Source organism: Planomonospora sp. ID82291 (assembly GCF_015711645.1).
In the GTDB taxonomy this organism is placed as follows: Bacteria; Actinomycetota; Actinomycetes; order Streptosporangiales; family Streptosporangiaceae; genus Planomonospora.
This window is the reverse complement of sequence record NZ_JABTEX010000001.1, coordinates 1,506,244-1,525,707: the sequence shown is the minus strand read 5'-3', so window position 1 is coordinate 1,525,707 and position 19,464 is coordinate 1,506,244. Positions and strand designations below refer to the sequence as shown.

The 19,464-nt window shown below is 72.0% G+C and carries 15 protein-coding genes; 5 read left to right on the top strand and 10 right to left on the bottom strand.

The genetic code is table 11. The annotated features are described in order from the left end of the window. Nucleotides 1-46 precede the first annotated feature (46 nt). Together HS045_RS06625 and HS045_RS06620 are read left to right on the top strand one after the other, a co-directional pair. Nucleotides 47-397, top strand: a complete 351-nt coding sequence (locus tag HS045_RS06625; RefSeq protein WP_196450243.1) for a hypothetical protein — start codon at nt 47-49, stop codon at nt 395-397. Nucleotides 398-788: 391 nt separating this feature from the next. Beyond that, a complete protein-coding gene (locus HS045_RS06620; RefSeq protein WP_196450242.1) occupies nt 789-2,237 on the top strand; it encodes a sugar transferase in 1,449 nt (482 codons plus the stop codon). A gap of 28 nt (nt 2,238-2,265) precedes the next feature. Here the strand turns inward: HS045_RS06620 and HS045_RS06615 are convergent, their stop codons facing one another. From HS045_RS06615 to HS045_RS06595, 5 genes are all read right to left on the bottom strand, one after another. After that, complete coding sequence (locus HS045_RS06615) at nt 2,266-3,237, bottom strand: glycosyl hydrolase (RefSeq protein ID WP_196450241.1); 972 nt, start codon at nt 3,235-3,237, stop codon at nt 2,266-2,268. 375 nt (nt 3,238-3,612) lie between these two features. Continuing rightward, the gene (locus HS045_RS06610) at nt 3,613-4,926 is read right to left on the bottom strand and encodes an RCC1 domain-containing protein (RefSeq protein WP_196450240.1); all 1,314 of its coding nucleotides are present in this window, start codon (nt 4,924-4,926) and stop codon (nt 3,613-3,615) included. Then, a complete protein-coding gene (locus HS045_RS06605) occupies nt 4,923-6,224 on the bottom strand; it encodes a ParB N-terminal domain-containing protein (RefSeq protein WP_196450239.1) in 1,302 nt (433 codons plus the stop codon). Before HS045_RS06605 ends, HS045_RS06610 begins: the two co-directional genes overlap by 4 nt. Then, nucleotides 6,224-7,765, bottom strand: a complete 1,542-nt coding sequence (locus tag HS045_RS06600) for a lipopolysaccharide biosynthesis protein (protein WP_196450238.1) — start codon at nt 7,763-7,765, stop codon at nt 6,224-6,226. Before HS045_RS06600 ends, HS045_RS06605 begins: the two co-directional genes overlap by 1 nt. Then, entirely contained in the window at nt 7,762-9,582 is a 1,821-nt protein-coding gene (locus HS045_RS06595; protein ID WP_196450237.1) for a Wzz/FepE/Etk N-terminal domain-containing protein, read from the bottom strand. The genes HS045_RS06600 and HS045_RS06595 overlap by 4 nt, the downstream gene beginning before the upstream one ends. Before the next feature lie 110 nt (nt 9,583-9,692). On the opposite strand from HS045_RS06595, the gene pssD reads away from it, so the two are divergent. Both pssD and HS045_RS06585 read left to right on the top strand, forming a co-directional pair. Continuing rightward, the gene (pssD, locus tag HS045_RS06590; protein WP_196450236.1) at nt 9,693-10,208 is read left to right on the top strand and encodes a PssD/Cps14F family polysaccharide biosynthesis glycosyltransferase; all 516 of its coding nucleotides are present in this window, start codon (nt 9,693-9,695) and stop codon (nt 10,206-10,208) included. After that, nucleotides 10,205-10,741 (top strand): glycosyltransferase, encoded by a 537-nt coding sequence (locus tag HS045_RS06585; protein WP_196450235.1) that lies wholly within the window; start codon nt 10,205-10,207, stop codon nt 10,739-10,741. Before pssD ends, HS045_RS06585 begins: the two co-directional genes overlap by 4 nt. Nucleotides 10,742-10,853: 112 nt before the next feature. Here the strand turns inward: HS045_RS06585 and HS045_RS06580 are convergent, their stop codons facing one another. From HS045_RS06580 to HS045_RS06560, 5 genes are read right to left on the bottom strand one after another with little or no spacing between them, the layout of a single operon-like run. Next, nucleotides 10,854-11,783: a glycosyltransferase family 2 protein gene (locus HS045_RS06580; protein WP_196450234.1), complete on the bottom strand. Its 930-nt coding sequence runs from the start codon at nt 11,781-11,783 to the stop codon at nt 10,854-10,856. Next, a complete protein-coding gene (locus HS045_RS06575) occupies nt 11,780-12,610 on the bottom strand; it encodes a Wzz/FepE/Etk N-terminal domain-containing protein (protein ID WP_196450233.1) in 831 nt (276 codons plus the stop codon). Before HS045_RS06575 ends, HS045_RS06580 begins: the two co-directional genes overlap by 4 nt. Next, nucleotides 12,607-13,470: a sulfotransferase domain-containing protein gene (locus HS045_RS06570; RefSeq protein WP_196450232.1), complete on the bottom strand. Its 864-nt coding sequence runs from the start codon at nt 13,468-13,470 to the stop codon at nt 12,607-12,609. Before HS045_RS06570 ends, HS045_RS06575 begins: the two co-directional genes overlap by 4 nt. An 11-nt stretch (nt 13,471-13,481) precedes the next feature. Further along, complete coding sequence (locus tag HS045_RS06565) at nt 13,482-14,675, bottom strand: hypothetical protein (protein WP_196450231.1); 1,194 nt, start codon at nt 14,673-14,675, stop codon at nt 13,482-13,484. Beyond that, nucleotides 14,672-16,063 (bottom strand): hypothetical protein, encoded by a 1,392-nt coding sequence (locus HS045_RS06560; RefSeq protein ID WP_230883459.1) that lies wholly within the window; start codon nt 16,061-16,063, stop codon nt 14,672-14,674. Before HS045_RS06560 ends, HS045_RS06565 begins: the two co-directional genes overlap by 4 nt. 252 nt (nt 16,064-16,315) lie before the next feature. Between HS045_RS06560 and HS045_RS06555 the strand changes: the two genes are divergently transcribed. Beyond that, nucleotides 16,316-19,357 (top strand): PKD domain-containing protein, encoded by a 3,042-nt coding sequence (locus tag HS045_RS06555; protein ID WP_196450230.1) that lies wholly within the window; start codon nt 16,316-16,318, stop codon nt 19,355-19,357. Nucleotides 19,358-19,464: the final 107 nt, after the last annotated feature.

The following is a 19,464-nucleotide window of genomic DNA, read 5'->3' as shown; positions in this document are numbered from 1 at the left end:
GCGGCTCTATTGCGTGGGAAGCCCCGGAGTCGTCACAATCGCGGCCATGCACGGCGACTCAGTGCCGGATACCTACGTCTACGTCACCGAAGAAGGCGTGACCCGTCACCACGCGGACGGCAGCGTCGACGCCCTCGCATGGGAGGACGTCGTCGAGGTGCGGATCGCGGGCGAGAACGACGCGGAGATCCTGTACATCCTGCTCGACCGGGACGGTCAGGGGTGCGTCGTGCCCCGGTCGGCGACGGACGCCACGTTCCTCGCGCGGCTCCGCTACCTCCCGGACTTCGACGTCGACCGGCTCAGCGCGGCGGTGGACTCCGCGGACGACTCCGCGGTCGTCGTCTGGCGCAGTCCCGAGCCGCCGTCGGCCCTCCCGGACCTGGAGTACGACTGAGGCGCGCGCCTGCGGCCGGGCCGGAGGGCGGACGCGGACGTGACCCCGTGGAGCGGCTCCGGAGCGGATGGTCAACGGCAAGAGTCACCAAGGGCGCCCTGTCCTTCCTCCGGGGAAGACCCGCACCTCGGAACCGCATCCCCGTGTTTCACGGGAAATCACGCCGAGCGCTGGAAGGCGGCGCGTCCTTTTCCGATCATCCGCCGCTCTCCGTCTACAGGAGATGTCCACAGCAGAGTGACCAGATGTGGACAAGTAGGTGGAGTTCACCTTAAAACTTACGTTTCCTATCATGAAGCATATGAGTGTCAAGGCTGAGTAAGGTGTGCACCACGGCACCTGCAGCGGCGTCTGTTGTGCATGGTGTGGATCAAGTGCGCGGCGAGGGTGTATGAGCGTTGTTGCTGGTGAAAAAGTCGATGCCTCGTGGCCGAGCACGGGTCCCGCCGAATGGGTGCGGTCGTACGTCCTGACAGCGGTCTTCGCCGACGTCGCCTGCGCGGTCGTCTCCTTGAGCGGCGTCGTCACGGCGCGGTGGTTCCTGGGCTACCTCACCTACCTGGAGGTCGCCCTGGCCGTCCTGCTGGTGGCCGTCTGGCCGCTGGTCATGGCCGCCGTGGGGGTCTACGACGAGCGTTACCTCGGCGAGGGACCCGAGGAGTACCACAAGGTGCTGCGGGCCGCGCTGGGCGTCGCCTCGGCGGTGGCCATCATCGCCTACGCGACGCAGACGCCGATCGCCCGAGGCTATGTGGTGGTCGGAATCCCGCTCGCGGGCTTCCTGAACGTCCTCATCCGGTACGGCCTGCGCCAGCGACTGCACCGCCGCCGTTACGAGGGAGCCTGTATGCGCCGGGTCGTGGTGGTCGGGCACTGGACGTCGGTCCTCGAACTCCACGCGCAGCTGAGCCGCAAACCGCACCACGGCATGAAGATCGTCGCCGCGTGCGTGCCCTCGAAGGACTCCGACCGGCCGCAGCAGTTCGACGGTTTCCCCGTCCTCGGAGACTTCTCCACCGTGCCCGAGACCGTCCGGGAGGTCCGGGCGGACACGGTCGCGGTGCTCTCCTGCCCCGAGTTCGACGGAATCGCCCTCCGGCGGCTGGCGTGGCGGCTGGAGGAGGACGACACCGAGCTCTACGTCGCCTCGGCGCTCATGGAGGTCGCCGGACCGCGCATCAACATCCGCCCCGTCGCGGGGCTCCCGCTGCTGCACGTCGCCCACCCCGATCTCGACGGCGTCCGCCAGCTGGTCAAGGGGGCCTTCGACAGGGTCAGCGCGGTGCTGGCGCTGCTGGTGCTGCTGCCCCTCCTCCTCGTCGTGGCGGTCCTCATCAAGGTGTCCAGCCGCGGCCCGGTCCTGTTCCGGCAGGCCAGGGTCGGCAAGGGCGGCCAGGAGTTCACGGTGCTGAAGTTCCGCACCATGATCCCGGAGGCCGAGCAGGTCAAGGCCCGGCTGGTCGGCCTCAACGAGGGGGAGGGGGTGCTTTTCAAGATTAGGAACGATCCAAGGATCACCCCCGTCGGCGCCTGGCTGCGCCGGTACTCGCTCGACGAGCTGCCGCAGCTGGTGAACGTGCTGCGGGGTGACATGTCCCTGGTCGGACCGCGCCCGCCGCTTCCCGAGGAGGTGGCCCAGTACGGTGACGACGTGCGCCGGCGCCTGCTCGTCAACCCCGGCATGACCGGTCTGTGGCAGGTGAGCGGCCGCTCCGATCTGACCTGGGAGGAGTCGGTGAGGCTGGACCTCAGATACGTCGAGAACTGGTCCCTCGTGCTCGACCTGCAGATCCTGTGGAAGACCTGGTCCGCGGTCATCCGGGGGGTCGGGGCCTACTGACCGGACGTCCCGCCGCGGAGGCGGGCGCTCAGCGCGCCCGCCGTCTCCCGCGGCGCGCGGGACGGCTCCGCACGGCCTGGCGGGACGGGGCGAAGAAGTCCGTCAGGCGCACGCAGTCGCCGATCTCGCACGGCTCCCCGGCGCCGAAGGCCGCGTGGTTCCCCATCGCCCGCCATGCCGCCAGAGCGTCGGCGGTCGAGGCGTAGTCGAAGTCGCAGGCCCACTCCTCGTCCAGGTTGCGCGCGTCCCAGGCCAGGACCGCGCGGTACTGCTCGTAGCCGGGGCTCAGCAGGGTCCGGGCCGCGTCGGCGAGCCACGCGGCCCGCCGGCCCGGCTGCGCCGGGTCCTCCACGGAGCCCCACTCCAGAAGCATGAGGCCTTTGTCGGGGTGGCGCAGGCCGAATCTCCGGTGGCCCTCGACGACCTCGGCGAAGCCGAGCCACTTCCCCTCGGGATTGCTGCAGTTGTAGAAGTTGTAGGCGTCCGCGGCGATGTGGTCGACGTAGTCGTCGCCCGGGTAGAACAGCTCGGCGGAGGTGTGATCGGTGCGGTCGAAGGCGACCGGGGTGACCGTCCAGACGTAGCGGGCCAGGCGGACGCCGTGCGCCCAGTGGACGTCGACGATCTTCCGCCAGGCGTCGACGAAGTCCGCCCCTTCGCCCATGGCGCGGGAGCCCTTCGCCTCCGGCTCGTGGTTGAAGGTGAAGTAGACCACCGCGCCGAAGTCCCGCAGCTCCTGCGCCTGGCGCACGATGTCCGCGTGCAGTTCGCTGCCGGGTCGCGCGTCGGCGATGTCGCGCCAGCGGATGTCGCTGCCGTCCTTGCGGCGCGACTTGACGGAGACGAAGATCGTGTGGCCGGTGTCGCGCGCCCAGACCTGGTGCTCGTTGAAGACGGGCTCGTCCCAGCGTTTGAAGACGCGGACCGCCTCCAGCGGCTGCCCCAGCTCCCGTTCCCGGTCGAGGATCTCCTCCCGGTACTGTCCGACCGCGCCGAACATGAGTCTCCGCTCCCGGATGCGGAACCGCTCCGGTACGGGCTCGGGTAAGGGCCCCGGTTCCGGAGCGGAATCCACGGTGGGCTCCGTGCTCCCGGGTTCCGTGACTCCGGGTTCCGTGCTCCCGGGTTCCGTGCTCCCGGGTTCCGTGACTCCCGGTTCCGCGGTCCCGGGCTCCCATGCCGGATCGGGCTCCCATGCCGGATCGGGGCCCCACGCCGGGGCGGGCTCCGCGACTTCGGGGACGGCCTCCCGGCCGGCGGGGAGGCCGTCCCCGGTCCGGGCGGACTCCGCGGCGGAGGGGAGGGCGGAGAACGTGATCGCGGCCATCGTGGCCAGTGCGACGAACCCGGTACGTCTCATTCTCAGCCCCTCCTGTCAGTAGGCCTGCTGCAGCACCAGGAGCAGATGGCGCTCGCCCGCGGCGGCGGTGACGGCCCGGCCCGGCTGCTCGCCGCCGGCCAGGACGATCGGGCCCGAGCGGCTGCGGGGATTGCGGTCCCCGGAACCGAGCTGGCCCTTGCCGTTCGCCCCCCAGGTCCGGATGGTGTCGTCGTCGAGGAGCGCCACGCCGTACGCCTCACCGGCGAAGACGCTGCGGACCGCGCGGAGCACCTCCCCGTTGGCGCCGACGACCTGAACGGGCGTCGTGCGGCGTTCCACGGTGTTGTCACCGAGCTGACCCGCGGTGTTGTTGCCCCACGAGACGACGGTGTGGTCCCTCAGGATGGCGAAGTTGTGCTTCTCGGCGGAGGAGATCGCGATGACCCCCCTCAGCGGGGCGCGACCGCCGGGACCGGAGACCAGCACCGGGGTCATGCGGGTCCTGTGGTCACCGGTGCCGAGCTGGCCCATGTCGTTGTACCCCCAGGCGGCGACCGAGCCGTCCTGCAGGAGCGCCAGTCCGTGCTGCCCGCCCATGGCGACGGCCGTCGCCCCGGTCAGCCGCTCGGCGCCGTCCAGGCCGCGCACGGGGACGGGGAGCGAGCGGTTCTCGGTGGTGCCGTCCCCGACCATGCCGTACTTGTTCGCGCCCCAGGACAGCAGCGAGCCGTCCTCGAGCAGCACCAGCTCGGTCCGTCCGTCCGCGGCGATCGCGGTGACCCCGGTCAGCGGGCCCGAACCGTCCGGGGCGAGGACCGTGGTGGGCGTCAGCGGTGCGGTCTCGCTGCCGATGCCGCGCTGTCCCGCGTCGCCCTTGCCCCAGGTGACGACCTTCCCGTCGGCGAGCAGCGCCATGGAGAAGTCGCTGTTGGCGGAGAGCGCGACGACCTTCCTCAGCTCGCCGTCCCGCCCGTCCGGGGCGCGTACGGCCACCGGCGCCGACCGGCCGGTGGTGGTGCCGTCGCCGAGCTGGCCGAAGTCGTTGGCCCCCCAGGCGACCACGGAGCCGTCGTCGAGGAGCGCGAGGGAGTGCCGGCCGCCGGCGGCCACCGCGGTGATCCGGTCGAGCGCGGGCCCGCCGTCGAGGCCCCGGACCTGCCCCAGAGCGGTCGAGATCTCCTCGGTGGGGTGGCCGAGCTGCCCGTCGGCGTTCCATCCGGTGGCCCAGACGCCGCCGGTCACCGCGGACGACGGGGTCCCGGAATCCTCCGAGGCCGCGGGGCGCGCGGTCTCGGAGGCGGCGCAGGAGGCCGACAGCAGCAGCAGGAGGGCCGCGGCTCCGCCGAGCAGGATATGGCGGGACGTCATCGGTCCTCCCGGACGCAGGCGAACAGGTGGCGCCGGTAGTTGTCGGCGTACGGGGGCACGGCGTCGTCGTCCGGGCCCAGATCGACGATCTTCGAGAAGGTGGTGGTGCGCCGGAGGAAGTCGGCGATCATGGCGGGGTTCCAGCCCGCGAGCGAGGTCCGGAACCAGGCCTCGTTCTCCTGGCCGGTGTCGAGGAACAGCACCCGGCCGGTGACCCGGTCGAGCAGCCTGAGCAGTTCCTCCGGGCCGACCGAGGCGCGGCCGAGCACGAAGTGGTGCAGGAGGCTGAAGCAGGAGACCACGTCCCAGGTCCGGTCGGCCGCGCCCAGGACCTCCACGCAGTCACCGGTCTCGATCGCCCCTGCGGGCAGGCCGTAGACGGCCTGTCCGAGGGGTACGGCCAGCGGGTCGCGCTCGATCCCGTGGGCGTCCATGCCGAGTCCGCCCATCTCGGAGACGAACCAGCCGTAGCAGCTCGCCACGTCCAGGTAGCTCAGCCCCGCGGGATCCCCCAGGAACTCGCGCATCTTGTCGCGCCGGTCGGTGCACTTGCGCACGGTCGGCCAGCTCTCGGCGAGCTCGGGGGCGTCGATCGGCTGGTACAGCTCCCGGGTGCCGTCGAGCCAGCTCATCCGCAGCAGGTGGTCCTGGAGCGGGGTCGTCACCGGGAACCGCTTGACGGTCACCTCGGCGCTGCGCTCGCCCCGGTGCACGGCGCTGGCCAGCCGGTGGTGGCCGTCCAGGACCTGGTAGTAACCGGACCACTTGACCGGTGCGACGAGGATGGGGTCGTCCGGCCCGCTCTGGTAGGTCCGGGACGCCTGCGGCGCGCCTCCGCGGTGCCGGTCGAGGAAGGCCCGCGCCGTCTCCACGATGCCCGCGTCGTCCGTCGCCCAGAAGTACCGGCCGCCGGTGGCGACGGCACGGCGGGCCAGGGCGCCGTACGGGCTGTCGAGGATCTCCGCGTCGGTCGGTTCGCGGCCGTCGGCCAGGCGCAGCAGCGCGACGTGGGGACCTTCGGACACCGGGGTGGAGCACCAGAGCATGTCCCCGGTCCGGGCGCTGAACTCGGTGGCGGTCCACCCGTTCTGCGCGCCGAGCAGCAACCGGTCGACGGGGACGGTGACCGACCCGCGCCGGCGCAGGAAGGCGGTGGACAGCTGGACCCGCACCTTCGCCGGGATCGGCAGGGACTTCGCCGCCGACACGAGCGTGCGCGACGGCGACGGCCCCGTCAGCCGGCGGAGTGCGACACGTGAGCGCCGCCGTACCGCACGAAGGTTGGCCAGAGCCGACATCAGACCTCCTCGATCACCGGAGACGCGGCGACCCCGCGGGTGCGCCGCCGAAGCAGGGCGGACAGCGCGGTGAGGGAGACACGTTCACGGATTTTCCACAGCAGGATGACATAAATCGTGGCGCACGCGACCAAGCCGGCGCAGAGCGCAGGTGTCGAAGCATCGAGGAAGCGCAGGAGGAGCAGCGGTCCTCCGAAGGAGAGGACCGTCGCGCCGGTCGCCCAGGCGAGGCCGCGGCTCAGCGGCGTCATCCCCGTCGCCGCCTTGACCTGGGCGAACGAGAGCACGTTGCGGAGCACGATGGAGATCGCCCAGTTGACGGCGGCGCCGAGGACGCCGAACCTCGGGATGAGCACCAGCCCGAGGACCACGTCGATCGCGAGCGCGGCGGCGGTGTTCAGCAGGCTCAGGCCGCTCCGGCCGCTCATCAGCAGCATCGTGTCGACGGGGCCCGCGGCCGTGGCGAACATCATCGCCAGGGAGAGGACCAGCACGGGCAGGACCCCCGCCGCGTGGTACTCCTCGGCGAAGAGCGACAGGTACAGGGACGCGGCGGCGGCGGTGGTCACGTAGACCGGCCAGGTCAGGAGAACGGTCCACACCGTGGCCACGGAGAACGTCTGGTGGGCTCCCGCCCGGTCGTCCAGCGCCAGCTGGCGGCTCACGACGGGCTGCATGATCTGCTGCACGGCCTGGGTGCCGAGCTGGCCGAAGACCACGAAGCGGCTGGCGACCGTGTAGACCGCCGCGTCACGGGGCGAGCTGAGAGCGGCGACCATCACGATGTCGGCCCGCTGGAGCGCGGTCTGGCAGACCCTGGCCAGCGCCCGCAGCGCGGTGAAGCGCCAGTACTCGGCGGCCAGCGCCCGGACCGCCGCCGGGGGCTCCTCCTGGGGCGGGACCGCCCGGCGCAGGCCGCGGTACCACCACGCGGCGGCCGCGAGCGCGGGCAGGTACGGCAGGGCCCACATGGCGGTGAGCAGCGCCGCCCCGTCGCCGAGGACCAGGGTCAGCGCGACGCCGCCGATCTGCGCCACCGGCCGGCCGATCCGGTCGATCAGCACGGTGGGCCGCATCTTCCCGTGGGCGCGGGTGGCCGCCAGCAGCACGTTGGCCGCCGCCATGACGGGCAGGAAGACCGCCAGCGCCCGCAGCATGGCCGCCGTCTGGCCGGTCCGGGCGCCGTCGAGCACGGCGGCCAGGAAGGGGGCGAAGGCGAACAGCGCCGCCGCGACGAGAACCGAGACGGCGGCCACCGGGACGAGCGCCGCGTCCACGCAGCGGGCCGCGTCGCGGGTGCGGCCGAGCGCGAGATGGCGGGGCACCCAGCGCAGCAGGCCCACGTCGCAGCCCAGTTCGCACAGCGCGCCCAGGATGAGGAAGACCGAGGTGGCGGCGAAGAACGCGCCGCTGAGCTCCGCGGAGTGCAGGGTGGCGACCAGGAGGACGAGGGCGAACTGGGACGTTCCCGTCACCGCGGCGCCGATGAGGTTGACGGAGCCGCCTCTGGCCATCGAGGCCAGGTTGCCGGGCTGGCTCATTTCGAGCGGCCGGTTTTGGCGGACGTGTCGGTGCTGATCCGGGGGAAGGCCATCGTCGGGGCCTCGTCGGTCACCGGCTTGGGTTCGGGGCCGGAACCGGGCAGGTCGAGCACCACGATCGCGGTCTCCTCCACGGCGTCCTCGGCGTCCTCGGCGACCTCCGGGTCCTCTACGACGACCTCGGCCTCGTCGTCCCGGTCCCGGGGCTCCGCCGCGGTGATCGCGGACATGACCGAGGACTCCACCATGATCGGCTCCGCGGCGGCCCATGAGGAGTCCACCATGATCGGCTCCGCGACGGTCCGCGGGACCTCGCGGCCGGCCGCCGCGCGCAGCCGGCGCCGGCTCGGCGGGGTCAGCACGACCGCACCGATGATCTTCGCTTCGGCGTGCTCGGCCTGGGCGTAGGCGGCTCGCACGTCCCGCCGCCGCGTGACGCCGGCGGTGATCACGAGCAGGGTGGCGTAGGAGACCATGTTCAGGGCCTGGCCGTCGGGGTTGTCGAGCGAAGGACCGGTGACGATGACGAGGTCGGCGCTGTGCCGGAACACGTTCACCGTGTGGAAGAGCCCGCGGCCGAGGAAGTGGCTGGAGGCGTTCTTGAGGTCCGTGCCCTGCGGCAGCAGGTGGGTCTGCGGGCCGGTCTGGCGCAGCAGGGACTGGGGATCGTCGTGATCGAGCAGGACGTCGGTCAGTCCTCGCTGGACGGTCGACCCGAACAGCGCGGACGCGCTGGGCGTCGCGGTGTGGTCGGCGTCGATGAGGATCGTCTCGGTTCCGGCCGCGCCCAGGGCGAGGGCCAGGTCGGCGCTCAGCCGCGCGGCGTGGTCGCCTCCGGAGGCGCCGGCGATGAGCATCGAGGCGGGCATGTCGGTGATCCTGGTCAGCACCGCCACCCGGAGCTTGCGGAGATCCTCGTCGTCCTGCGGGTCCGTCAGCGGCTCGTAGGGCTGCGCGGGCATGCTCCTGACGGCCAGGACCGGCACGCCGTACCGCTCCACCGACTCGGCGTCGCGCAGGCGGTCGTCGCCGTGCTCGCGCAGCATGCCCAGCCCCAGCCCGGCGAGCAGGCCCGCCAGCAGACCGGCGACCCCGAGCTCGGGTGTGCCGAGCAGGCTCGATCCGCTGGAGGCGGGAGCGGAGGAGATGATCTGCCCGGGGAAGATCGGGGTGCTGGCGAGGTCGTTGGCCTGTTCCTCCAGGACGGCGAGCTGGTTGGTGAACTGCGTCACCCGCTGCGTCAGATAGGTGCGCCGGGCCGATGAGAGCTTGTCGGAGGACAGGTCGTTCGTGGCCTTGCGAAGGCTGGCGTCGACCTTGGCCGACTGCTCCTCCACCTGTTTGATCTTGCCGTCGATGATCGACTCTGAGCGGCTCCTGCGATACGTGAGGTAGCTGTTGGCGAACGCGGCCGCGCCTTTGCTCGCGGTGACCGGATCGCTCGCGGTGAAGGTGATCAGGAGGGTCTGGGTGTTGGCGGGGACCTCGACCGTCACCTGGTCGGGGATGGCGGCCCGGTCGACGGCGTCGCCGAGGGCGCCGGCCACCCGGTTCATGACCGTGTCGGCGGTGACCAGCTGGGTCTCGCTCGCGAGATTGATCAGGTCGTCGCCCCGGCCCTCGGGGGAGTAGGGGTTGCCGCTGAGCGGGATGATGAGCACGGTCGTGGAGGCCTTGTAGCTCTGCGGCATCAGCTGGGCCGCCCCCGCGCCGAGGAGGGCGCCGAGGAGGGCGCAGACGATGATCAGCGCCTTGCGGTAACGGAGTGTCTGCGCGAGAAGCTGGGAACGGAACGAAGTGGCCTGACCTCCCGCCACGCGGGTCCCCCTAATCGATCTGTGCCGGCTGGGTGAGCCCCGCACGCTGCTTCGACCCCAGATGAACCTTCACGCCACCAACTCGCCCGAAGTTTACCGGAATATGGCTGATGTTCTACTCTTACCTGAACGAACATCAACCTCACGGTGTGGAACGGGCCAAGGTGACGGCAGCGAGAAGTGTCCTGCTGGTGGCGTCCAGCGGGGGCCACCTGGCCCAGTTGGACGCGCTCGAACCGTGGTGGCGCGAGTGGGACCGGACCTGGGTCACCTTCCGGACCGACGACGCGTCTTCGCGGCTCAGCGGTGAACAGATCGTCTGGGGACATCATCCCACGACCCGCAACGTGCCGAACCTGCTGAGGAACTTCGTCCTCGCGTGGCGGATGCTCCGGCGGAAGCGTCCGGATTTGATCGTTTCAACCGGTGCCGCACTTGCATTCCCCTTTTTCGTTCTTGCCAAAATTTTACGTATCCCCACGGTTTATATCGAGGTGTACGACCGGCTCGACAGCCCGACGTTGACCGGCCGGCTCTGTGTCCCCTTCACGACCCTCTTCCTCGTGCAGTGGGAGGAGCAGCGTCGCTTCTACCCCGGGGCCACGGTCATCGGAGGGCTGCTGTGACCGGCCGGCTCGTCTTCGTCTCGGTGGGGACCGACCACCACCCCTTCGCCCGACTGGTCGCGTGGGCGGACGCCTGGGCGGCGGACGCCCGCGGACGCGACGTCAGGTGCGTCGTGCAGTACGGCAACTCGCCCGCTCCCCGCGTCGCGGAAGGCCACGCCTACCTCGGCCACGACGAACTCACCTCCCTCATGGCCCAGGCCTCGGTGGTCGTCTGTCACGGGGGGCCGACGACCATCGCGGAGAGCCGCCGCCGCGGTCTGCTCCCCGTCGTCGTCCCGCGCTCACCCGGTCTGGGGGAACACGTGGACGACCATCAGGAGCGGTTCTGCGCCCGGCTGTCCGCCTCCGGGCTCATCGCGCTCGCCCAGGACGAGACCGGGCTGCGCGACCGGATCGACCGGGCGCTGGACGACCCGGAGGCGTTCCGCGCCGAGGCGGCGACCGACTCGATCGCCGCGACCGTCCGCCGGTTCGGCGCCCTGGTCGACGAGCTGCTGACGGCCAGGCCCGGCCGGACCCGGCCCTCCTGAGCTCCGGTCCCCGGACCAGGCCTTCCCGGACTCCGGTCCCCGGACCAGGCCTTCCCGGCTCCGGCCCTGCCCGGCTCCGGCCCTCCCGAGGGCCGGAGTCCTCCTTCCCCGGCTAGATGCCCCGCCCCCGCGAGTGGGCCGTACGGAGCAGGAAATCCGGCCGGAGCAGGCCCGCCGTCATCAGCAGCACCAGATATGAGCGGGGCTGCCGCCAGTTGCTGCGGAAGGTCCTCCAGGCCAGCCTGCGGGCCTGCCTGCGCTCGCCGAGCGCGGCGAGCGCGAACGCCTGGCGTCCGGTGAGCTTGGCCGAGGCACGCGGGTCCGCGCGCAGGATCTCGTGCTTGCCGGCGAGGTACTCCAGCCCGTCGACGACCATGCGCCAGTCGCGCTGGAAGAACGACTGCGCACCCCACAGGACGCGGACCAGGGGCTCCTGCACCGCGGCGATCGGACCGGCCGCGGCGGCGCGGAGCATCCAGTCGTAGTCCTCGCCGTAGCCTCCCGGAATCCGCTCGTCGACCAGTCCGATCCGGTCGAAGAACGCCTCCCGGCGGACCAGCACCGTGGACGGGTGCGCCTCCATCACCCGGCGGCGGGCGAGTTCGAGGACGGTGAGCGAGGACTCGTCCGCGACCCGGGCGGTGGATCTGCCGTCGAAGAGCACGTAGATGCCCGAGACCGCGACGTCGGCGCGGCGGGACTCCAGGAGGGCGACCTGGGCGGAGAGCTTGCCGGGCAGCCACTCGTCGTCGTCGTCGCAGAAGGCCAGCAGCGCGCCGCGGCTGCGCAGCGCGCCGCTGTTGCGCGCGCCCGCCAGTCCCGGAGAGCGGTCGTTGCCGACCACCACGACCGAACGGTGCGGATCGGAGCGCTCCATCGAGGCGTCCGGCGGGACCCGGTCGTAGACGATCACGCATTCGATGTCGCCCCCGTAGTCCTGGCCCATGATGGACTCGACCGCCTTGGCGAGCAGCACAGGGCGGTCGCGGGTGGCGACGACGACGGAGACGGTCGGCGGCGCTGGGGAGGGGATGTCGGTCATGCCGCGGTTCTCCTGGGTCTCGGCTGGGGTGGTGTCGCATCGTGCCGGGTGCGCCCCGCCCTGCCGTCCCTGCGGACACCGAGGCCGATGCCGGCGAGCAGGCCGATCGCCGCGTAGGAGACCGGCGGGACCTCGTTGTTGTTCCGGTCGGGCCGCCGGGGGCGGACGGCCGCCCGGACGATCTCGCCGCTGCTGGTCTCCTGCTTCTGCAGCCCGGAGACCTGCCGCTCCATCTCGTTGATCTGACGGACGAGGGACTGCCGGTGGGTGCGCGCCCTGGTGTTGCGGACCACCGTACCCTGCGTCATGGAGGCCAGCCTGGACTCCAGCACGCCGATGCGCGACTGCAGCGCCTCCAGGTGCCGTTGCCGGACGCCCGCGACGATCTGCGCGCGCAGGACCAGGTAGGCGTCCGTGGCCACGCCGACGCCGTTGAGCGCCTTCTCGGGGGTGGCGCCGCTCACCGAGACGGTCAGCACGCGGGTGTTCGGCGGCACGGTGACGACCAGTCGCTCCGCGGCGGTCTCCGGGCTGACGCCGAGGGCGGTGGCGACCCGTCCGATCACGGCGCTGGAGCGCAGGATCTGCGTCTCGGTGTCCACCGTCACCTCGCGGGGGAGGCGCTGGCCCGGTTCGCGCTCGAGTCCCGGATGCACCGGCGTCGCGGGGGCGAACACCTGGGCCGAGGCGGTGTAGGTGTCGGGCGCGAGCAGGGCCTGCACCACACCGGCGGCCAGCCCCAGCATGGTCATGATCCCTATGACGAGGAGGTTGCGGCGCGCGAACCCGACGTAGTCCGACAGGAGCGGATCCGGACGGCCGCTCATCTCCGCCATGGCGGGGTGACTCCGAGCAGCCCGGCGAGGCGTTCGTCGTGGGGGGCGAAACGGTCGGTCAGTTCGGTGCGGAGCGATTCGGGCATCGGAGAGCGCGGCCGGGCGTTGTGCCGCTCGAACGCCTCCGGAGACCACCGGGGCAGGCCGAGGAAGTCCAGTATGCGGGCGTACTCGACCGCCGGGTCGGCGAAGAAGTCCTCGGCGAACAGGACGTGGACGCGCTCCCTGCCGAACAGCCCGAACAGGCGGTCGAGCTGGCCGGCGTACCGCCCCCTGTCGACGTAGGAGTGGTGGCGGTGGCTGTGGCTCACGTAGGCGGGGTCCGCCGTGATCCGCGCCACCTCGCCCTCCAGCCGGCTCTCCTCCAGTTCGATCGCGCGCTCGAACGGCTCCGTCTCGAAGCCGCGCGAGAGCTCGTGCCGGTGCGCGGAGTAGGCGCGCTCCACCGGGTCCCGCAGTACGGCGAGCAGCTTGACGCCGGGCAGGTCGGCGGCGATCCGCCCGGCGGAGAGCGGGTGGTGCATGTAGTAGCCCGCGGACTCGCCCGTGACGACGGGCGCGCCCGCGGCCTGGCGGTGCGCCAGCGAGCGGATCGGGAAGTGCCCGCGGTACCAGTTCATCCCCCGCGGGTAGGCGACGTCGAAGTAGTGCACGCCCTTGTGGAACAGCGGCGGCACGACGCAGGGGTGCGCGATCAGGGCCCGCCACAGGGACGTGGTGCCGCCGCGCTGCGTGCCCACGAGCAGGAAGTCGGGCAGCATGCGCATCCCGCTGGTGAGCCGTCCCACCTGGCGGGTCACCGCTCGCCCGGCCTGCTTGACGACGGGGGGCGCGGACTGGCGTGAGAGCATGGCGTCCTTCCTTACATCCGGGAGCGGCTGCGGTCGAGGAGGTCGAGCAGGGCGTCGGCCTGGGGCCGCAGCGGCTCGCCGATGCTCCCCTGGCCGGCGATGACGTATCGGGCGTACAGCTCGGTCAGATAGAGGGCGAGGGTGGCCCGGGCCGCCCTCCCGCCGACGCCGAACGGCTCCAGGGCCGCCAGCACGCCGTCGGACCAGACCAGGTCCGCCGTCCACGAGGTGGTGGGCCGGACCTGCTGGAGGGTGTAGTGCAGCAGGTCGAAACCGGCGGGCGCGTCCCGGGCGAAGCGCTCCCAGTCCCACAGGTTGACCAGGTCGCGCCGCCAGGCCATGTTCCACGGCGTCCAGTCGCCGTGCCAGGCGCCGAAGCGCAGGTCGAGGTCGCCGTACCGCTCCGCCAGGTGGTCGAGCAGGCCGTCCAGCCGTACGGCGGCGGCGGGATCGCCGACCTGCGCCGGCACGCGCCGGAGGCGGTCCAGGAAGGGGCTCCCGGCGAGCGGGCGGACCTCGGCGGCGACGGCGGAGAGCCCTGACATCGCGGCGACGGGCACGGCGCCGGACGGTCGCCAGCGGCGCACCCCCGTGGGCAGCGCCGACATCACGAGCAGTTCCAGACCGCGCCAGTCCTCGTGGTGGATCACCCGCGGCACGCGGATCCCGGGCGGCCGCAGGACGGAGAGCTCCTCCAGCGCAGCCGTCTCGGCGCGGATCAGGTCGCGGGCCACATCCGTGTCACCCACCTTCACGAACGCGAGGGACTCGCCGGCCGGAGTGATCGCCTGGAGGACGGGTTTGCGGTTGGCGCGCGCGTTCCCGATGCTGACGCTGACCACCACGCGCCGCCCGAGGATCTCCGACAACCGGTGCTGGACCGATTCCCCGCCGGGCGCGCGGACGTGCACGCGGTCGGGGAGGAACCGCTGCGGCAGCCCGGTCCGGACGGCCGCGGAGAGCAGGCCGCGCCCGAGACGGGCCTTGACGCCCAGGTCGTGGCTGTAGCGGCGCAGGGCCGTACCGGCGGCGCGGGGCGCGCCGAGGGGGAGGAGCAGGCGCGCCCGCCGGGCGTCGGGGAGGTAGACGAACTCCTGGACCCCGTCGCCGGCGGCCGGGCCCGGCCGCCGGCCGCGCGGCGAGCGGCTGACCTCGGCCTCGGGCCAGAGCCTGGAGACCGCTTCCAGCCAGGCGGATTCGCTCACCTCTCCGCCACCTCCATTCGCTCGCGTCGCCACATCAGAGCAAGGGCGATCATGACGGTGTACAGCGGGACGTCGAGGAGATCGTAGATGAGCAGGAAGACCGCGAAACTGAGCAGCACGCAGCATCCCGCGATGGCGACGCGGTCGGGATCGCGCCAGTGCGCCGCGAAACGGCGGACCATGAAGCCCAGGAACAGTCCCGCGCCGACCGTCCCGTGGGAGAAGATCAGGAACCAGAGGCTGCCCTGGGTGCCGAGGGGCGGGACGCCGCAGCCCTTGCAGCCGGGCCGTTCCCCGCCGCCCACGGAGGCGAAACTGCCCTGCAGGTCGCGGGTGGAGCCGAAGCCCACGACCGGCGATCCGATCAGGGTGCTGGCCACGGTCACCTCGTAGAGCTGGCCGCGCCGCTCGTTGCTGTGCGGGGTGTCCAGCCGCTGCTCGAACAGCGTCCTGAGCGGTGAGCCGGCGAACACGAGCAGGAGGGCCACCGCGCCGCCCACGGCCAGGCGCAGCGCCCACTTGTTGCCCTTCCGGGCGAAGCGGAAGGTCATGTACGCGGTGCCCAGCCCCAGCACGCCCCACAGGCCCCGGTTGAGCGAGTAGATCACGGGCCAGAGGCACAGGAGCAGGACGACCGGCAGGAGGAGGCGGCGCCGGCGGCTCCCGCGGCTGTGGGCCAGGAGGAAGAAGGGCAGGAAGAGCGCGAGGTTGGCCCCCCAGGAGTTGGCGTAGGCGAACGGCGCGATGGGGCGGGACTCCTCGTACCCGAGGAACGTGGTGCTGGTCGCGGCCTTCGGATGGATGAGGCTGGCCACCAGGTCGTTGCGCGAGAGCGACTTGGGGAGCGCCAGCTCCAGCAGGGAGGGGAATTCGAGGTGGGGCAGGACGACCCCGAGCAGGCCGCCGCCCACCGTCACCACGAACATGAAGCTCAGCAGCCGGACGACGCGCTCGGTCGGCAGCTCCTTCTCCGTGAGGTTGCCGACGTAGAGCAGGACGACCGTGATCGCGAAGTACCAGGCGGCGCGGTAGGCGAAGACCAGGATCCGGTTCGGTTCGCTGCCGGGGACGCCGTAGGGCGCGTCGACGAAGAGCATGAGGACGCCGAGCAGCATCCACACCAGGAAGAGCAGCCACATCGCGAAACCGCGCGGGACCCGGACGGCGCCGCGGCGCCACAGCTCCAGGACCATCGGCACGCTCATGATCAGGAAGATGAACGCGCTGAAACCGGTCGCCCACCACAGGGGGAAGCCGAGGAAGATCACGCTGAGCGGCCAGCCCGGCCGCAGTCCGCGCGCCTGACGGCCCTCCACCGTCAGCGGGGAGAGGGGCGGCGGAGCGGCGGGAGCCCGGGAGGGCGGCGGGGGCCCGGCCGTGCCTGACATGTGTGACCAGATCCTTCCGGGCGCCGCGGTGAACCCGTTCACGGGAACGTGTCCATATTGAAGCCGATACGCGGCTTTCTTGCCAGCCGCCTGGTCACCGCTGACCTGGGAGATCAGTGCGGGTCAGGCGGTATGGAGAAGCATGGGACATGTCATAATCTGCCGACGGTCGGGGGTTTATGTGTTCTTTACCCTGGAGGGGCAATGAGGGGACGTCGACACGCCTCCGCTGTATGGGTCGTGCTGTCAGCGATGGTACTTCTCGCCTGGAGCGGTCCAGCGCTCGCGGTGCAGCACCCGCAGGACCGGGTCGTCTCCGCGGACCCGGCGAACTTCACGCCGCACGCCCTCGACGGCAGGGTCAACGCCGTCGTGCAGATCGGCAACCGGATCTTCGTGGGCGGCAGCTTCACGCAGGTGCGCGAGTGGGACGCCCAGACCGTGCAGACCCGCAACAGGCTCTTCTCCTTCAACGCCTCGACGGGCCGCCTCGACGCGGCGTTCGCGCCCGACGTGAACGGTGAGGTCGAGACGCTGCTGGCGGCCCCCGACGGCCGGTCGGTCTACGTCGGCGGCGCCTTCGGCCAGGTCAACGGGGTCACCAACCGGAGGCTGACCCGGCTCGACGTGGCCGACGGGCAGGCGCTGCCGGGCTTCGCCCCGTCGCTCAACGCGCGGGTGCTCGACCTGCGGCTGGCGGGGGGCCGGCTGTACGCCGGGGGCGCCTTCGCCACGGTGAGCGGCACCCCGCAGGCCGCGCTGGCGACCCTCGACCCGGACACCGGCGCGCGCGACCCGTTCGTGGACCTGGTCTTCGCCGGGACGCAGAACGGCGGCACCACGCAGATCCTCAAGCTGGACGTCACGCCGGACGGGTCGCGCCTGGTGGCGGTGGGCAACTTCGCCACCGTGGACGGCAAGAGCCGCCGGCAGATCGTCCAGCTCGACCTGACCGGGGCGAGCGCCGAGCCGGCCGACTGGCGCACCGCCCGCTACGAGGCGGCCTGCTCCAGCTCCTTCAACACCTACATGCGGGACGTGGACTACTCGCCCGACGGCCGGTTCTTCGTGGTGACGACGACGGGCGCCTACGCGGGCGGCCCGCCCAAGCTCTGCGACACCCACGCGAGGTGGGAGACCTACGCCACCGGCTCGGACCTCGACCCCACCTGGGTCAACTACACCGGAGGTGACACCAGCTACGCGGTGTCCGTGACGCCGCAGGCGGTCTACGTCGGCGGGCACTTCCGCTGGGCGAACAACCCGTTCCGAGGGGACGCCGCGGGCCCCGGGGCCGTCGCCCGGCAGGGTCTCGTGGCCCTCGACCCGGTCAACGGCATCCCGCTGACCTGGAACCCGACCCGGACGCTCGGGGTCGGCGTGTTCGACCTGACCGCGACCGCGCAGGGCCTGTGGGTCGGCAGCGACACCGACCGCATCGGCAACTGGGAGTACCACGCCCGGCTGGCCATGTTCCCGCTGTCGGGCGGTGCGGCCGTGCAGCCGCCGTTCGCCGGCGCGCTGCCGGCGGACGTCTACCAGCTCGGCGCGGGCGCCACTCCGACCGACACCGTCCGGCGCCGCTCCTACGACGGCACCGGGTTCGGCGCCGTGCAGGACGTCGCGGCGGGCGGGGTCTCCTGGTCGGGCGCGCGGGGCGCCTTCATGCTCAGCGGGCGGCTCTACACCCCCTGGTCGGACGGGCGGCTCTACCGCCGCACCTTCGACGGGACCACGTTCGGCGCGCCCGCCGAGGTCGCCCTGAACGGCCTGACCGACTTCGCCGCCGACATGCAGAACATGAGCGGCGTGTTCTACGCCGGAGGCCGGCTCTACTTCACCCGCAGCGGCCAGTCCGCGCTCTACTACCGGGGTTTCACGGCGGAGAGCGAGATCGTCGGGGCCCAGCGCCTCACCGCGAGCGGCAACGTGTCCGGCGTCGACTTCAGCCGGGTGGGCGGGATGTTCCTGTCCGGGGACAAGCTCTACTTCACGGACCGGATCGACGGCCGCCTGCTCCGCGCCGACTTCGTGAACGGCGCGCCGGTGGCCGGTACGGCCGTCGTCCTCGGCGGTCCGGCCGTGGACGGGGTCGACTGGCGCCAGCGCGGCCTGTTCCTGTTCGCCGGGGCCGGGACCGCGGCGCCGAACGCCGCTCCGGTGGCGGAGCTGGTGTCGGCGTGCGAGGAGCTGACCTGCACCTTCCGCAACACGGGTTCGCGTGACTCCGACGGCACGGTGGTCTCCACCGCGTGGTCGTTCGGCGGAGGAGGGAACGCCTCCGGCGCGACGGTGACGCACGCCTTCCCGGGCAGCGGGACCTATCCGGTGACGGTCACGGTGACCGACGACCGGGGGGCGACGGGGTCGGCGACGGCGCAGGTGACGGTGGAGGGGGCCGACCAGCCGCCGGTGGCGGACTTCGCGGCGAGCTGCGCGGAGCTGGAGTGCACCTTCGACGCCAACCCGTCGAGCGACCCCGACGGGTCGATCACCGCGTACGCGTGGGCGTTCGGCGACGGCGCCACCGCCGCCGGGGTGACCGCGTCGCACACGTACGCGGCGGCGGGCACCTACCCCGTCACGCTCTCGGTGACCGACGACCACGGGGTCACCGTCTCGGCGACCAAGGACATCGCGGTCGTGCGGCCCTCCACCGGAGTGGAGTTCGTCGGGTCGGCGGGGTCCAACGCCAACGTGACCGCGCATTCGGTGACGGTGCCGGCGCAGGTGGCCGGTGGTGACGGGCTGCTGCTGTTCATGACGGTCAACTCCTCGTCGGTGACGGTGCCGGATCCGGCGGGGGTGACCGGGTGGGCGCTGGTGGGCACCCGGGACAACGGCGGGGTGGTGACGAAGGTGTGGAAGAAGGCGGCGGCTCCGGACGACGGCGGGGACGTGCTGTCGGTGACGTTGTCGGCGCAGGCGAAGGCGGATCTGACGCTGGTGGCGTACCGGGGGGTGGGTCCTGATGTGGTGGCGGTGCAGGCGAGTGCGTCGGAGACGGTGACGCGGGCCGAGCACACGACGCCGGAGGTGCAGGTGCCGGCGGGTGGTGGCCGGGTGGTGTCGTACTGGGGGGAGAAGTCCTCGGCGACCACGGCGTGGACGGCTCCGGCTGAGGAGACGGTGCGTTCCACCCAGGCGGGTACGGGCAGCGGCCGGATCACGAGTCTGCTGACCGACGGCGGCGCGCAGGCCCCGGCCGGGACGCGTCCCGGGGTGACCGCGACCGCGGATGCGGCGAGCCTGCGGGCCACGATGTGGAGCCTGGTGCTCGCACCCGCCGGATGAGATCGACCCGGGCACGGCCGACCGGCGGCCGGCCGTGCCCGGCTCCCATGGCTTTTTCGTGATGCAAGCCGTGTGAACCCGTTCTATCCCTGTGGCGTCTGATGCGT

Bases quoted from the DNA above. Each gene is read 5' to 3' on its own strand.
- HS045_RS06625 (WP_196450243.1), top strand. From the start codon at position 47: ATGCACGGCGACTCAGTGCCGGATACCTACGTCTACGTCACCGAAGAA.
- HS045_RS06620 (WP_196450242.1), top strand. From the start codon at position 789: ATGAGCGTTGTTGCTGGTGAAAAAGTCGATGCCTCGTGGCCGAGCACG.
- HS045_RS06615 (WP_196450241.1), bottom strand. From the start codon at position 3,237: ATGTTCGGCGCGGTCGGACAGTACCGGGAGGAGATCCTCGACCGGGAA.
- HS045_RS06610 (WP_196450240.1), bottom strand. From the start codon at position 4,926: ATGACGTCCCGCCATATCCTGCTCGGCGGAGCCGCGGCCCTCCTGCTG.
- HS045_RS06605 (WP_196450239.1), bottom strand. From the start codon at position 6,224: ATGTCGGCTCTGGCCAACCTTCGTGCGGTACGGCGGCGCTCACGTGTC.
- HS045_RS06600 (WP_196450238.1), bottom strand. From the start codon at position 7,765: ATGAGCCAGCCCGGCAACCTGGCCTCGATGGCCAGAGGCGGCTCCGTC.
- pssD (WP_196450236.1), top strand. From the start codon at position 9,693: ATGTTCTACTCTTACCTGAACGAACATCAACCTCACGGTGTGGAACGG.
- HS045_RS06580 (WP_196450234.1), bottom strand. From the start codon at position 11,783: ATGACCGACATCCCCTCCCCAGCGCCGCCGACCGTCTCCGTCGTCGTC.
- HS045_RS06575 (WP_196450233.1), bottom strand. From the start codon at position 12,610: ATGAGCGGCCGTCCGGATCCGCTCCTGTCGGACTACGTCGGGTTCGCG.
- HS045_RS06570 (WP_196450232.1), bottom strand. From the start codon at position 13,470: ATGCTCTCACGCCAGTCCGCGCCCCCCGTCGTCAAGCAGGCCGGGCGA.
- HS045_RS06560 (WP_230883459.1), bottom strand. From the start codon at position 16,063: ATGTCAGGCACGGCCGGGCCCCCGCCGCCCTCCCGGGCTCCCGCCGCT.
- HS045_RS06555 (WP_196450230.1), top strand. From the start codon at position 16,316: ATGGTACTTCTCGCCTGGAGCGGTCCAGCGCTCGCGGTGCAGCACCCG.